The organism is Sphingorhabdus rigui (assembly GCF_014196595.1).
Lineage (GTDB): Bacteria > Pseudomonadota > Alphaproteobacteria > Sphingomonadales > Sphingomonadaceae > Sphingorhabdus_B > Sphingorhabdus_B rigui.
The window spans coordinates 70,062-83,979 of sequence record NZ_JACIEA010000002.1 but is presented as its reverse complement, the minus strand read 5'-3'; the positions used below and the strand labels follow the sequence as shown (position 1 = coordinate 83,979).

At 56.5% G+C, this 13,918-nt stretch carries 18 protein-coding genes; 5 read left to right on the top strand and 13 right to left on the bottom strand.

Annotated elements, in window-relative coordinates:
- Positions 1-2 precede the first annotated feature (2 nt).
- The 3 genes from fabI to GGR91_RS07915 all read left to right on the top strand — a co-directional run bounded on the left by fabI (position 3) and on the right by GGR91_RS07915 (position 2,450).
- Positions 3-833: an enoyl-ACP reductase FabI gene (gene fabI / locus GGR91_RS07925; RefSeq protein ID WP_183941674.1), complete on the top strand. Its 831-nt coding sequence runs from the start codon at positions 3-5 to the stop codon at positions 831-833.
- Positions 834-899: 66 nt separating this feature from the next.
- Complete coding sequence (gene aroC, locus GGR91_RS07920; protein WP_183941673.1) at positions 900-1,976, top strand: chorismate synthase; 1,077 nt, start codon at positions 900-902, stop codon at positions 1,974-1,976.
- A 9-nt stretch (positions 1,977-1,985) separates the two neighbouring features.
- A complete protein-coding gene (locus GGR91_RS07915; protein WP_183941672.1) occupies positions 1,986-2,450 on the top strand; it encodes a cupin domain-containing protein in 465 nt (154 codons plus the stop codon).
- Here the strand turns inward: GGR91_RS07915 and GGR91_RS07910 are convergent.
- The 7 genes from GGR91_RS07910 to GGR91_RS07880 all read right to left on the bottom strand — a co-directional run bounded on the left by GGR91_RS07910 (position 2,443) and on the right by GGR91_RS07880 (position 6,716).
- A complete protein-coding gene (locus tag GGR91_RS07910; RefSeq protein ID WP_183941671.1) occupies positions 2,443-3,105 on the bottom strand; it encodes a glutathione S-transferase family protein in 663 nt (220 codons plus the stop codon). The two genes, GGR91_RS07915 and GGR91_RS07910, sit on opposite strands and share 8 nt — an antisense overlap.
- Positions 3,106-3,116: 11 nt before the next feature.
- Positions 3,117-3,758 carry a ribosome biogenesis GTP-binding protein YihA/YsxC gene (gene yihA, locus GGR91_RS07905; protein ID WP_322788790.1) on the bottom strand — a complete coding sequence of 214 codons (642 nt, stop codon included), beginning with the start codon at positions 3,756-3,758 and terminating at the stop codon, positions 3,117-3,119.
- Positions 3,755-5,524, bottom strand: a complete 1,770-nt coding sequence (gene yidC / locus GGR91_RS07900; RefSeq protein ID WP_183941670.1) for a membrane protein insertase YidC — start codon at positions 5,522-5,524, stop codon at positions 3,755-3,757. Before yidC ends, yihA begins: the two co-directional genes overlap by 4 nt.
- A 32-nt stretch (positions 5,525-5,556) precedes the next feature.
- Entirely contained in the window at positions 5,557-5,769 is a 213-nt protein-coding gene (gene yidD, locus GGR91_RS07895) for a membrane protein insertion efficiency factor YidD (RefSeq protein ID WP_183942032.1), read from the bottom strand.
- Positions 5,766-6,101, bottom strand: coding sequence for a ribonuclease P protein component (gene rnpA, locus GGR91_RS07890; protein ID WP_221204274.1), 336 nt, complete (start codon positions 6,099-6,101; stop codon positions 5,766-5,768). Before rnpA ends, yidD begins: the two co-directional genes overlap by 4 nt.
- A 23-nt stretch (positions 6,102-6,124) precedes the next feature.
- Positions 6,125-6,259: a 50S ribosomal protein L34 gene (rpmH, locus tag GGR91_RS07885; RefSeq protein WP_125230634.1), complete on the bottom strand. Its 135-nt coding sequence runs from the start codon at positions 6,257-6,259 to the stop codon at positions 6,125-6,127.
- A 115-nt stretch (positions 6,260-6,374) separates the two neighbouring features.
- Positions 6,375-6,716 carry a hypothetical protein gene (locus tag GGR91_RS07880; protein ID WP_183941669.1) on the bottom strand — a complete coding sequence of 114 codons (342 nt, stop codon included), beginning with the start codon at positions 6,714-6,716 and terminating at the stop codon, positions 6,375-6,377.
- Positions 6,717-6,850: 134 nt separating this feature from the next.
- Between GGR91_RS07880 and GGR91_RS07875 the strand changes: the two genes are divergently transcribed.
- On the top strand, positions 6,851-7,252 hold the full coding sequence (locus tag GGR91_RS07875) for an acyl-CoA thioesterase (RefSeq protein ID WP_183941668.1): 402 nt from the start codon (positions 6,851-6,853) through the stop codon (positions 7,250-7,252).
- A gap of 13 nt (positions 7,253-7,265) precedes the next feature.
- Here GGR91_RS07875 and GGR91_RS07870 read toward each other — a convergent pair whose 3' ends face one another.
- From GGR91_RS07870 to GGR91_RS07845, 6 genes are all read right to left on the bottom strand, one after another.
- Positions 7,266-8,036, bottom strand: coding sequence for a phosphoadenylyl-sulfate reductase (locus GGR91_RS07870; RefSeq protein WP_183941667.1), 771 nt, complete (start codon positions 8,034-8,036; stop codon positions 7,266-7,268).
- Entirely contained in the window at positions 8,029-8,451 is a 423-nt protein-coding gene (locus GGR91_RS07865; RefSeq protein WP_183941666.1) for a DUF934 domain-containing protein, read from the bottom strand. Before GGR91_RS07865 ends, GGR91_RS07870 begins: the two co-directional genes overlap by 8 nt.
- Positions 8,444-10,072 (bottom strand): nitrite/sulfite reductase, encoded by a 1,629-nt coding sequence (locus GGR91_RS07860; protein WP_183941665.1) that lies wholly within the window; start codon positions 10,070-10,072, stop codon positions 8,444-8,446. Before GGR91_RS07860 ends, GGR91_RS07865 begins: the two co-directional genes overlap by 8 nt.
- A 1-nt stretch (position 10,073) precedes the next feature.
- Positions 10,074-10,370: a DUF2849 domain-containing protein gene (locus tag GGR91_RS07855; RefSeq protein WP_183941664.1), complete on the bottom strand. Its 297-nt coding sequence runs from the start codon at positions 10,368-10,370 to the stop codon at positions 10,074-10,076.
- Positions 10,367-11,134: a uroporphyrinogen-III C-methyltransferase gene (gene cobA, locus GGR91_RS07850; RefSeq protein WP_183941663.1), complete on the bottom strand. Its 768-nt coding sequence runs from the start codon at positions 11,132-11,134 to the stop codon at positions 10,367-10,369. The genes GGR91_RS07855 and cobA overlap by 4 nt, the downstream gene beginning before the upstream one ends.
- Positions 11,135-11,293: 159 nt before the next feature.
- Complete coding sequence (locus GGR91_RS07845) at positions 11,294-12,679, bottom strand: protein adenylyltransferase SelO family protein (protein WP_183941662.1); 1,386 nt, start codon at positions 12,677-12,679, stop codon at positions 11,294-11,296.
- Between the two features lie 37 nt (positions 12,680-12,716).
- Here GGR91_RS07845 and GGR91_RS07840 point away from each other — a divergent pair, with 37 nt between their 5' ends.
- Positions 12,717-13,865, top strand: a complete 1,149-nt coding sequence (locus tag GGR91_RS07840) for a glycosyltransferase family 4 protein (protein WP_183941661.1) — start codon at positions 12,717-12,719, stop codon at positions 13,863-13,865.
- The last annotated feature ends 53 nt before the right edge of the window (positions 13,866-13,918 follow it).

Below are 13,918 nucleotides of genomic sequence, written 5' to 3'. Positions count from 1 at the left end.
TTATGACAGGATTGATGGCGGGCAAACGCGGGCTGATTATGGGGCTCGCCAATGACAAATCTCTGGCGTGGGGCATTGCGAAGCGTTTGCATGCCGAAGGCGCGGAATTGGCGTTCAGCTATCAGGGCGAAGTCATGGAAAAGCGCGTCCGGCCATTGGCGGAACAACTGGGTTGTGACTTTCTCATCGATTGCGACGTTGCCGACATGGACAATCTTGATCGCGCCTTTGACACGCTGGCGGCCAAATGGCCTACCATTGATTTTGTGGTCCACGCGATTGGCTTCACCAACAAAGAAGCACTGCGCGGCAAATATTTCGACGTAGGCTTGGACGACTTCCTGATGACGATGAACATCAGCGTCTACAGCTTTACCGCCGTCGCCAAGCGCGCTGCGGCGATGATGAAGCCGCTTGATCCCGAAACCGGTGAAGGTGGCGGATCAATGCTGACACTCAGTTATTATGGCGCAGAAAAGGTGATGCCGCATTACAACGTCATGGGTGTGGCCAAGGCTGCGCTGGAAACGTCCGTAAAATATCTGGCGAATGATGTCGGGCCACAGGGCATTCGCGTGAACGCGATATCGGCTGGACCGATCAAAACGCTCGCTGCGTCGGGCATTGGTGATTTCCGGTATATCCTGAAATGGAATGAACTGAACACGCCGTTGCGCCGCAACGTGACCATTGATGACGTTGGTGCGTCGTCGTTGTATTTCCTGTCCGATCTGGGCGCAGGTGTTACCGGCGAAATCCACCATGTTGATGCGGGTTACCACACCGTCGGCATGAAGCAGGAGGATGCTCCTGATATTGACACTGCCAAATGATCGCGGGGCATCGCAACGGGCTGGTGCACTATCGTTCGGTACATATGAAGAAGTCGGAATTAGCAGATGAGCTTTAATACTTTCGGACGCGTTTTTCGCTTCACCACTTGGGGAGAGTCCCACGGTCCGGCGCTTGGCGCGGTGGTCGATGGTTGCCCTCCCGGACTTGCCTTGTCCGAAGCCGACATTCAGCCATTTCTGGACAAGCGCCGTCCCGGGACATCGCGCTTCACAACGCAGCGGCAGGAGCCCGATGCCGTTCGGATTTTGTCGGGCGTTTTTGAAGGGCGGACCACGGGAACACCGATTTCGCTGATGATCGAAAATGTTGACCAGCGGTCCAAAGATTATTCGGACGTGGCCAAGGCCTATCGCCCCGGCCATGCCGATTACAGCTATGACGCGAAATATGGCTTTCGCGATTATCGCGGTGGCGGACGTTCGAGTGCGCGTGAAACGGCTGCACGTGTGGCCGCCAGTGCGGTGGCAAGGGCGGTCATGCCTGACGTAAACATCATCGCATATGTTGCGGAGATCGGCGGAGATGCCATCGACCGCAACAATTTTGAAGCCGCACAAATCGACAAAAACCCCTTTTTCTGCCCGGATGAAGCCGCTGCCGGTCGGTGGGAAAAACTGGTGGATGAGGCGCGCAAGGCGGGATCATCGCTGGGTGCCGTCATTGAATGCGTCGCCACCGGCGTACCGCCCGGTTGGGGCGCACCTTTATATGCGAAACTCGACAGCGAACTTGCGGCGGCGATGATGAGCATCAACGCGGTTAAAGGCGTCGAAATTGGCGCAGGCTTTGGTGCAGCGCGTTTGCGTGGCGAAGAAAATGCCGACCGGATGCGGCCCTCTTCGGAAGGATCAAACCATCCCGAATTCCTAGCCAATAATGCAGGGGGAATTGCCGGTGGTATCTCCACAGGACAACCCGTGCTGGTGCGGGTCGCGTTCAAGCCGACCTCCTCAATCCTCACGCCCGTGGAAACAGTCACCCGCGACGGCGATGCGACCGACATCATTACAAAGGGCCGCCACGATCCCTGCGTGGGCATACGCGGTACGCCAGTGGTTGAGGCTATGATGGCGCTTGTGCTGGCCGACCAGAAGCTGCTGCACCGCGCACAATGCGGCTAGGGGTGGCCTGTGCCTAAACTCAACCTCGATGCAATCGCCCAAAGCAATGCAACGGGTTATCCCGCTCCATATGACCGCGAAGTTGAGGGCAGGTGGTGGCGAAGATTGGCACCGGCAGCGGGTCTAACACAACTGGGTGCAAGTCATGTCGTACTGACACCAGGTGGATGGTCATCGCACCGGCACTGGCACCATAAAGAAGACGAAATCGTCATCATGCTTTCGGGCGAAGCCGTATTGATTGAGGATGATGCCGAAACGCTTCTGCGGGCAGGCGACATCGCGGCGTGGGCGGCGGGCGAACCAAACGGCCATCATCTGATTAACCGCAGCGATTGCGATTGTGTTTTCATTGCCATTGGCGCTGGCGATCGCGGTGCAGGTGGCGTCTACGCCGATATTGACATGACATTCGGCGATGTGGGCTATTTCCACAAAGACGGGACGCCTTATCCCACGGAGCGGATTACGTAACCGCGTCCTCAATCCGCTGGATCGTCCATGGCTCCTTTGCGGCGGCGGCGTACCATTCTTCCATCCATGGATGCGCCATAATCGTTTCTGCATAGCTTTCGGCAAAGCCGGGCAGGGTGAAACCGTACGTCACAAAACGCGTCACGACAGGTGCGAACATGATGTCCGCTGCACTGAAGGTGCCAAACAGATATGGCCCGTCTTTGCCAAAGCGCGAGCGGGCTTCGGCCCATGTTTGCAATATGCGGACCGCGTCTTTCCGGGTCTCTTCGGATATCGTGACGTCGTGAAAGGTCTTGCGCGTATTCATCGGAAATTCGCGGCGCAGGGCGGTATAGCCCGCATGCATTTCCGCCGCCATGGACCGCGCCATGCCGCGCGCGACTTCATTTTTGGGCCAAAAACGGTCGCGCCCCACTTTGTCGGCGAGATAATCGATGATCGCAAGGCTGTCCCAGACCACAGCCTCTCCATCCCACAAGGTCGGCACCTTGCCCGATGATGGCGCAAGGTCGTCTTCGCGTTTGCGTTCTTCCCAGCCGTCGGCAAACAAAGGAACAATGATTTCGTCAAAATGCAGACCGGATTGCTTGGCCGCAAGCCAGCCGCGCAGCGACCAGCTTGAATAGGCTTTATTCCCGATAATCAGTTTCATAGGTCTTGACCCTAAGAAGCGACGGCTTCCAACACAGCCGCGCGCAGTTCATCAATGCCCCCGCGCTTTTCCGCCGATGTCACCGAAAGCTCGGGATAGGCGGCAACATGTTTGCGCAGCTTTGCCATGGTGTCCGCCTCAACCGCCTCGCGTTCGGACGCTTTGATCTTGTCGGTCTTGGTCAGCACAATCCGGTAGCTGATCGCAGCCGCATCGAGCATTTTCATGATTTCATGATCGACTTCTTTAATGCCATGGCGGCTGTCGATCAGCACAAACACGCGCTTTAACACCGCGCGGCCACGCAGATAATCGTTAATCAGATAACGCCATTGCTGCACCGTCTTGATGGGGGCTTTGGCATAGCCATAGCCCGGCATGTCGACGATGCGGAACAACGCCGGTTCACCAACATCGAAAAAGTTCAGCTCTTGCGTGCGGCCCGGTGTGTTGGACGCGCGCGCAAGGTTATTGCGGTTCACCAGCGCGTTAATCAGGCTGGACTTACCGACGTTCGACCGACCCGCAAAGGCAATTTCTGGGACCGTTGGGTCCGGCAGAAATTCAAGCTTCGGCGCTGATTTCAGGAACGTAACCGGACCGGAGAATATCCGGTTCGGTTCTATTATTCCCGCGATGACATCCGCGCTCACGACCCCGCCTTGGCTTTCGCTGCCGCTTTCTCTTGCGCATCACGCGCCATCTGCTCCCGCAACGCCGGGTGACGAGAATAGAGCCACTTTTGCTGCGCAATCGACACGAGGTTCGACATGACCCAATAAAGCTGAAGTCCAGCGGCAAATGGCGCCATGATGAACATCAGGAACCATGGCATCACGGCGAATACCTGCTTTTGCACGTCATCCATAGGTTGCGGATTCAGGCGCTGCATCAGCCACATCGTCACGCCAAGCAATATCGGCAATATGCCAATGGCAATGAACGATGGCGGGTCAAAAGGCAGTAGTCCAAACAGGTTGATCGGTGTCAGCGGATCTGGTGCCGACAAATCCTTCAGCCACAGCACGAACGGCTGGTGCCGCATTTCGATCGACAGCAGCAGAATTTTGTACAGCGCGAAGAAGATAGGAATCTGCAACACGATAGGCAGGCAGCCCGCGAGCGGATTTACCTTTTCATCCTTGTACAGCTTCATCATTTCCTGCTGCAGCCGTGGCTTGTCATCCTTCCAACGTTCTTGCAGCGCCTTCAGCTTAGGCTGAACAGCACGCATCTGCGCCATCGAGGCAAATTGCTTCTGCGCCACGGGGTACATGAACCCGCGCACAACAATGGTGAGACCAATAATGGCTAAACCAAAGTTTCCGAAAAGGCCGAACAGCCAATGCAGGATCCAGAAGAACGGAATGGCGATGAACCAGAACCAGCCCCAATCGATGGCATAATCGAGATAGGGAATGCCGAGCTTCTTTGAATAGGCGTCAAGAACGGCCATCTCTTTAGCGCCAGCGAACAGACGCGAGCCGCTGTTGAGGACCGCACCTGGCGCAACGCTGGTATAGCGTGTTGGAATGACTTGCGCCTGATAGACATCGCCGCTGGCACGGAACTTGGCCGATACGGGCGTTTTTTGGTCAGGAATAAGCGCGCCGAGCCAATATTTGTCGGTGAAGCCAAGCCATCCACCCGTGCTGGTGAACGATGTCTCGCCTTTGTTTTCCGCGACGTCGACATAGCCCCAATCATAATTGGGCTTGTCGTCAAAAACGCCCATTGGACCGATGTGGATATGCGTAAATATGGACCCACCAGATGTCGCGTCGGCAGGTTTTCCGGTGCGGCTCAGCAAGGCAAAATTTGCGATCTCAACTGGCGCAGTGCCGCCATTGGTGAACGTCTGCTTTGCCGTAATCATGTAGTTTTCGTCAATCGACAGCGCGATATCAAACTTCTGATTAAGGCTGTTGGTCCAGCTTAATGTGACGGGCGTTGTTGGCGTCAGCTTATTGCCGCTTGGCGTCCAGACGGTTTTATCATCGGGCACCGTTACGCCGGTGCCAGCCCAACCAAAGCGCGCAAAATAGGCATCTTTTGTGCCCGATGGCGCGAACAGGCGCACTGGCGCCGAATCCTTGGCGAGTGCGGTGCGGTGGGTAAGCAACAAAAGGTCGTCAATTTTTGCGCCTTCAAGATTGATCGAGCCCTTCAACTTTGGCGTTTCCACCACGATGCGGGCTGTGGACTGAAGCGCGCTGCTCAGCGGAACAGCCTGCGTTTTTGCAGGGGCCGCCTCGACCTGTACATCCGACGTTGCCGCGCCAGCGGGGCTGGTGGCGGTCTTCGCGCTGCTGGTCACAGGGGCGGGGGTTGGAAAGAAATAGCTGGCGACATAAGGCCATCCGAACAGGATAAGGCCTGTCAGCAAGACTGCAAAAATCAGGTTGCGTTTATCGTCCACGTGTAAATCCCCGTTAATCAATCAATTGGGCGTCATGGCACTGGATCATATCCATGCCCACCCCAAGGTTGGCAGCGCAATAGCCGTTTGATGGCCAGCCAGCCACCCTTAATTGCGCCATGCTTTTGAAGTGCCGTTATTGCATAGGCCGAGCAGCTGGGGCTGTATCGGCAGGTCGGCGGTAAAATGCGTGAAGGGCCAATTTGCCACGCCCGTGCGCATAAGATGAGCAGCTTTGCGATCACGCGCACAGCTTTCCCAACGCCTTGACCATATCGGCCCTCAAGGCGTCGAAATCGCGCTCGATGCCGCTGTCGCGACCGATCAGAATATGATCCGCGCCTGCCTTGCCCTTATCGGCGAGCATTTCCTGTGCAAGCGCGCGAAAGCGGCGGCGCATGCGGTTGCGGATAACGGCGTTACCAACTTTTTTGGTGATGGTGATGCCCAACCGGATCGCCGGGCTGTCGTCCCGCCTGTCGCGAACCAGCAAAACAAAACCGGGAGTTGCATATCGCTTCCCCCGGTTGGCGGCCAGAAAGTCTGACCTTTTTTTGATAACGCTGTAACCGCGCATTTCGCGGTCCGCCTGCTCGGGGATTAAGCCGACAGTTTCTTGCGGCCGCGTGCGCGACGTGCGTTCAGGATGTTGCGGCCAGCGGCGGTTGACATACGGAGACGAAAACCGTGGCGACGGGCACGCACGAGATTGCTCGGCTGAAAAGTGCGCTTCATGACTGTAATCCTTAAATTTTTTGCGTCTTGAAATGAAAAGGGCCGCCGAATCTGCGCAGCGACCGCTTCTGTTGCAGTGGCCGATACGGTCCGAAAGGTTAAAAGTCAACACAGGTCAGGGCATTTTCATGTCTATGTCGTCGCGGCGGAACAGGTGCATGAAATCACCTTTCACATCCGGAAACGCGGGGCGGTGGGTAACCTTGCTCCGCCGCAGTGCCCAATTGGCCCATCGTGCATATTCGGGATGCTGCCGCGAAAGCCGCGCATAGCGCTTTTTGGCCCAAAGCGAGTTTTTCAGGATGAACGCAAGGCCAATGGGTAAAATGATCAGCGGTCCCGGACCGGGGATTGGGCCTAATAAAGGAGATCCCAAAACCAATATCCACCCAATTGTCAGCATCGTCCAGCGAAAGGCGTTGGTTTGTCGCCAATATGTCCATCCAGATTCACGCATGTCGATAATGTGGGGAACCAAAAATCCCGCGGCAAGTCATGACAGCGAATTTTTGCGATGAATGCATCTATTTATTCCGGTTTAATCCGCAATGGGGATGTAATTTTCGGGCTTAAGACTATCTTGGAAGCATCATGACAAAAGCGCTCTCCCACCTTCATCAAATAGGCGTATTGCCTGCAGACATCGACTTTATGGGGCACGTAAATAACGCGCGCTATTTGAACTGGGTGCAGGATGCGGTTTTGGCGCATTGGCACAAGCTTGTGCCGCCTGAGGCTGCTGCCAAATATCTGTGGGTCGCGTTGAAGCATGAGATTACCTACAGGAAGCCGGCGTTTCTCGATGATGTCGTCATCGCGTCCGTCGTTCTTGAAAAAGTGCAGGGTGCCCGGTCGTTTTACGAAACGGTCATCAAGCGCGGTGAAGACGTGTTGGCTGAGGTTAAATCCAGCTGGTGTTGCATCGACGCCGAAACACTTCGTCCGGCGCGTATTGCGGCGGACATTCAGGCCTATTTTTTCCAGAAGGATTGAATGCGATCGCTTGTTAAAAGATCGGGTCGTTTGCGCTGTCATCCAGCGGCGTAACGGCCGTATGTATTCCGCACTCAACCTTGTCCCAGCCTTTCCAGCGACCTGAGCGTGGGTCTTCGCCTGGCGCAACCTTGGTGGTGCAGGGTGAGCAGCCAATCGACGGATAGCCCTGTTCCACCAGAGGGTGCACAGGCAGCGCGTGTTCGGCCATATAGGCTTCGATTCTAGCCTTGTCCCAATCTGCAAGCGGATTGACCTTCAGGCGGCCCTCCTCGATCTCGAACCGCGGCAGCGCTTTGCGGGTTGCGGACTGAAAGGCTTTTCGGCCCGTAAACTGGGCATCAAACCCGGCCAGCGCAGACTTTAGCGGAAGGACTTTGCGAATTTCGCAGCAGCCATCGGGGTCATAAGACCAGCGCAGGCCCGTTCCGTCCTTTTGCGCCAGATGCGCGGGGTCGGGGGCGATGATGCGCAGGTCCAATAGGCCAAGCATATTCCGCAGTTCCTCACGATAGCTAATCGTCTCGGGAAAATGCTTCCCGGTGTCGAGGAACAATATAGGCGTTGTGGGATCAATGCTGGCAATCAGATGCAGCAAAACGGCGCTCTCTGCGCCGAAGCTGGAGACTATCGCCGCATCACCCAACATATTTTCACGCAGCAAGACGGTCAGCATCTCGACAGTATCACGCCCACGGAACATGTTGTTGAGGCGAACGGCGTCCGCCTCCGTGTAACGTGGTGCGGTGTTGATACGGTCCGCGATGCGAACCTGTTCACCCATGCCGTAGCTTCCAAACGGGAGCCGCGGAGTCCGCCGCCTTTTGGTAAAATTGGTCATAGGTTGAAAGCGCGCGCGCGACGGCTTCGGGATTTAACGATGCTTCGGGTGCAAAGCTGTCAAAACCACAGCGCCGCATGAACGCAATTTGGTCGACCAGAACATCGCCTTGTGCGCGCAGTTCGCCTGTATACCCCGCTTCACGCAAGATGCGCGCGGAACTGTAGCCACGCCCGTCACGATATTTTGGGAAGGCAACTTCGATAAGCGTCAGCCGATCCAGAAACGGGATCAGTGCGCGTGCATCATCATCGGGTTCAAGCCGGACTGCGGTGGCGTTTGACTGATCCAAAAAGGCATCGAGCGTAACCGATGGCTGTTCAGTGACTTCGTCCGTGCGATAGCGAAACTCAACCATAGATCGCCTCCTTAAATGGTTCGAGGCCGACACGGCGATATGTGTCGATGAAACGTTCATCGCCTTCACGCAGGGTCTTGTAGACTTCGGTGGCCTTTTCGACCGCGTCGACAACGCCGTCTTCATCAAAGCCGGGGCCAATGATTTTCCCGATGCTGACGTCTTCCGCGCCAGAGCCGCCGAAGGTCAGCTGGTAATTTTCCACACCCTTCCGGTCGACACCCAATATGCCGATATGCCCCGCATGGTGATGCCCGCACGCATTGATGCAGCCGGAGATTTTAAGCTTCAGTTCGCCCAAATCGCGTTGCCGGTCCATGTCGGCAAAGCGCGTCGCAATTTTCTGCGCGACGGGGATCGAACGGGCGTTGGCAAGGCTGCAATAATCGAGACCGGGGCAGGCGATGATATCGCTGATCAGGTCAAGATTGGCATGTGCCAAATCGGCCTCGCGCAATGCTTGCCAGACGGCGTGCAGATCCCGTTTGGCCACATGTGGCAGGACGATGTTCTGCGCATGGGTGACGCGCAATTCGTCAAAGCCATATTGCTCGGCAAGATCAGCCATCACGTCAATTTGCGCCGATGTTGCATCGCCCGGAATACCGCCAATGGGCTTCAGGCTGATGTTGACGATTGCGTAGCCGGCTTGTTTATGTGGCTTCACGTTTTGATCGAGCCAAACTGCAAAATCGGGGTCGCTGCGATCGGGCTCTACGTCGGCTGCATCAAATGCAGGCGGTGCAAAGAAGGCGCTGATGCGTTCCAGCTCTGCCAGCGGCGGATCGATGCCCAGCGTTTTGACATGGGCGAATTCTTCCGCAACCTGACGGCGATATTCGTCTGCACCAATTTCGTGCACGAGTATCTTGATACGGGCCTTGTAGATATTGTCGCGGCGGCCGTAGCGATTGTACACGCGCAAGCAGGCTTCGATGTAGCTGAGCAGGTCGTCGGCTTTGACGAACGGATTGATCTCTGGCGCAATCATTGGCGTACGGCCCATGCCGCCACCTACGAATACGCGCGCACCCAATTCGCCGTTTTGGCGGACAAGCTCTAGCCCGATGTCATGCAAGCGCATGGCGGCACGATCTTCGGGGGATGCGATGACCGCAATCTTGAACTTGCGTGGCAAATAGCTGAATTCAGGATGGAATGTGGACCATTGGCGCAGCAATTCTGCCCAAGGACGCGGATCAGCAACTTCATCCGCCGCCGCCCCTGCATATTGGTCCGACGAAATGTTGCGGATGCAATTGCCGCTGGTTTGAATGGCATGCATTTCAACCGTCGCCAGTTCTTCCAACAGATCCGCGCATTCCTCAAGCTTGATCCAGTTATATTGGATATTCTGACGCGTGGTGAAATGGCCGTAATCGCGGTCATATTTGCGGGCGATATGCGCGAGCATCCGCATCTGCCGGCTGTCGAGTGTGCCATAGGGAATGGCGACGCGCAGCATATAGGCATGCAACTGCAGATACAGACCGTTCATCAGCCGCAATGGCTTGAACTGGTCTTCCGTAATCTCACCGGCGATGCGCCGGTTTACCTGATCACGAAATTCGGCAACGCGCGCATCGACGATCGATTGGTCGAAATGGTCATATTTATACATATCAGATTATCCAGTCGCCTGCCGCTGGGTCAGCGGGTTTCAATGTAAGGTCTGGCCGCACCGTTGGCCCAAGCGCACGGACCCTGTCCTTGATATGCGCTGGGCGTGGCCCTTGGGGCGTTGCAACCGCGTCGATGATGTACGGCGCGTTCACACGGCGCGCGCCTTCCTCGGCATGCAGCACGGCTTCGCCATGTTCACCGACATCAACCGCATCTTCAACATGGAGCGACCAGCCGCTGCCCGTCCACCAGGTCACAGCGCCAGAGCGCAATTCATTTCCAGTCAGTAACTTCACGCAATTTTCTCCGCCTGTTTGGCAAAATGTTTGAGCCGGTTTTCGGCATCGGATTTCAGGACAACGTCGCCGACAACGATGATCGCGGGCGATTGGACGCCCTCACGCTTAATCATGTCGCCCAAATCGGTGAGGATCGTTTGCATCGCGCGCGCATCGGGCCGCGTTGCGCGTTCGAGCACGGCAACGGGCGTATCGGGTGACAGGCCGTCGGAAATCAGCTTTTCGGTAATATCCGCAGCTGTCGCAACGCCCATGTAAATGACCAGCGTGCGACCTTTGCCGGCAAGGCCAGCCCAATTCTGGTCGGTCAGGCCTTTGCACTGGCCAGCAACGAAGGTGACGGCGCTGGAGGCATCGCGGTGGGTGAGTGGCAGCATAGTCGCCGCAGCGCCGCCCATGGCCGCAGAGATGCCGGGCACAACCTCAACATCTATTCCGGCATCACGGCACGCTTCGGCTTCTTCGCCGCCGCGTCCAAAAATAAACGGGTCGCCACCCTTTAGCCGGACGACCACCCGGCCAACCTGCGCCTCACGCACCAGAATGTCGTTAATGCCGTCCTGCGGCACAGAATGGCGCGACCGGCTTTTTGCGACTGAAATCAGCCGTGCGGAGGGGCTAATCAGCGCCATAATCGCGGCGTCGACAAGGCCGTCATGCACAACGACGTCGGCCGACGCGATCAGCCGCGCAGCTTTCACCGTCAGCAGGTCGGGGTCACCGGGGCCAGCGCCCACCAAATAGACTCGTGCTTTTTCCATGACGCCAAAATGGACGGCCGCCGTCCAAGCTTCAAAACAGGATTAGTTGGCCATGGGTTAGAAGAACTTTATCGGTGCCAATTTTTTAAGCGGTACGTTCACTCGCCACAGCAGCTTGCCCGTTTCGCGCGCAATCAGGTCCGCAGACTTTTTCAATTGTCAGCCTTCATGCTTCAAAGCTTTCGCCAAGTCCTGAATATGCGCCAGTTTTTGATATAAAGGCAGCCAGTCATCCTTTTCGGCAATGGCATCCCAAATCATCTCGACCTCATTGATCAACATCGCGCAGACGGGGTTGCTTAGCCAATAATCGTCCGATGCGTGGGCTGGCGCATAACCGCGCAAGATGTCTTCAAAGGTGGCTTGGTCTGCCCCCTTGGACGCGAATGCGCCCGTCCGTCCACCTCTGTAGCCATGGAAGAATGTGGCGATCGGAATTTGATCGCGGACCATCGCGCGTTCGGCGGCTTCGACAAGGCGCTTATCCTCGTCTTCGCCCGTCGGCACAACGCCCAGTCGCCATAAAAATCGGCGAATAACCGATTGTTGATAGAGGTCGGGAAAGCGTTCTAGTGCGGCAATCAGCGGCGGTGCGTCCGACACCAATCGCAATGCCACCGCAAGCTGGCCAAGGTTCCAATGTAATGCTTCGGCTTGCCGTCCGAACGCATAAAGTCCGGATTGGTCGAAATAGGCTGCGGTAAAGCTTGGGTCCCATTTTTCGGTGAAGCGCCACGGGCCATAGTCAAAGCTTTCGCCCGTGATGTTGATATTGTCGGTGTTGAGGACGCCGTGGACGAAGCCTGCGACCATGTATGAACCGGCAAGGTCGGCCACGCGATCGACCGCGAGCCCCAATAACTGAGCCGCAGGGTTGTCGGAAACCTCGACGCCGTAAAGATGTTCGAGGCAATAATGGATGAGCTTGTGCATCAGCGCCTCATTGCCCTCCGCCGCGATGCGTTGGAACGTTCCGAAACGTATATGGCTATGGCTGAGCCGCACCATGACGGCGGATCTGGTCGGCGAGGGCTCATCCCCGCGGATCAATTCTTCGCCGGTTTCAATCAACGAGAATGTTTTGGAGGTGTTGACCCCAAGCGCCTCCAGCATTTCGGTCGCCAATATCTCACGCACGCCACCTTTCAGTGTCAGCCTTCCGTCGCCGCGCCGGCTGTACGGGGTGGTGCCCGAACCTTTGGTGCCAAGGTCCAACAGCCTGTCATAGCCATCGCGCAGCTGCGCGAACAGAAATCCCCGTCCATCGCCAATCTCCGGATTGTACACGCGGAACTGGTGTCCGTGATACCGAAGCGCCAAAGGTTCGGGCATGTTATCGGGCAGCGGTTCAAAGCGCCCGAAATGGTGGACCCACGCCGCGTCGTCATATCCATCCAGCCCAACAGTTGCCGCCCAACGGTCGTTGCGAAAACGCAATTTTGTTTCGGGGAAGTTGGCCGCGCGCACGGGATCACCAATTTTTTCGCCCAGACTGGCGATTTGCGGATCAGGACGGTAGGGAGAGGGCATAGGTTCGATAATCATTCAAAGCATCTGGGCGGTGCGAGAAGGAAAGGCAAGTATGGCGGCGGTCCGCATCCTCCATTTGCATAGCAGCTTTAACCTTGGCGATCAGGAATCGCGCACGGTTCGTCTTATGAACCATTTCGGCGATCAGGCAGAGCATAGCGTTTTGTCGGCGGTTGATGACGCCTTTGGCGCGGCCGATGCGATTGACCGGCGCGTCAAAGTCCAGTTCCCCAAAGATGCGGCACCCTCGCTGAAAGGCATGCCAGCGATTGGGCGCTATCGTCAGCTTGCCCAATATATGAAGAAATTCCATCTTGTTTTGACATATAATTGGGGCGCGATGGATGGGGTGATGGCGCATACGCTGTTCACTCGCAGCATGAACTTGCCGCCACTGATCCACCATGAAGACGGGTTCAACGATGATGAAGTCGACCGGCTGAAAACGCGGCGCAACTGGTTTCGCACGATTGCGTTGCAGCGATCGAATGCGCTGGTCGTCCCATCGAAAACGCTTGAGCATATCGCCCGAACCATATGGCATCAGCCGCTGGACAAGATTTGTCGGTTCCCCAATGGCATCGATACCGAACATTTTAACCGGCGTCCGCAGCGCGGATCTTTCCCAGGTTTCCAGAAACGCAATGGTGAGATTGTGGTCGGCACGATCGCAGGACTGCGCACGGTCAAAAATCTTCCGCGGCTTGTGCGTGCAGTTGCGGCCGCCGGGCCAAATGTCCGGCTCGCGATTGTTGGTGACGGGCCAGAGCGGGGCGCAATCATGGCGGAGGCAGAGCGGGTTGGCATCGCAGACCGTGTAATGATGCCGGGCTTCTTACGTGACCCGGCGCGCTATATTCGCCTGTTCGATATTTTTGCATTGTCGTCGGATAGCGAGCAATATCCGATTTCCCTTATAGAGGCGATGACCAGTGCCCTTCCGGTGGTCTCTACCGACGTTGGAGACGTACGACATATCGTCGCACGTGAAAACCGTCCGTTCATCGTCCCGCGCACGGACGAGGCGGCTTTGGCGCAAGCCATTAGCGAACTGGCATATGATGCCGGACTTCGGGAAAAACTGGGCACAGCCAACCGCGCGCTGGCCTGTGCATTATATGATGAAGAGACAATGTTTGCGCGTTATCGGCAGCTATATGGTTCTGCCATGAAACGTGCCGATTTTGCGCGACAAAGCTAGATAATTGCGATAGCGCGCCTGCAGGGAAGCGCGCTGAACGGCGCTTTTGACAT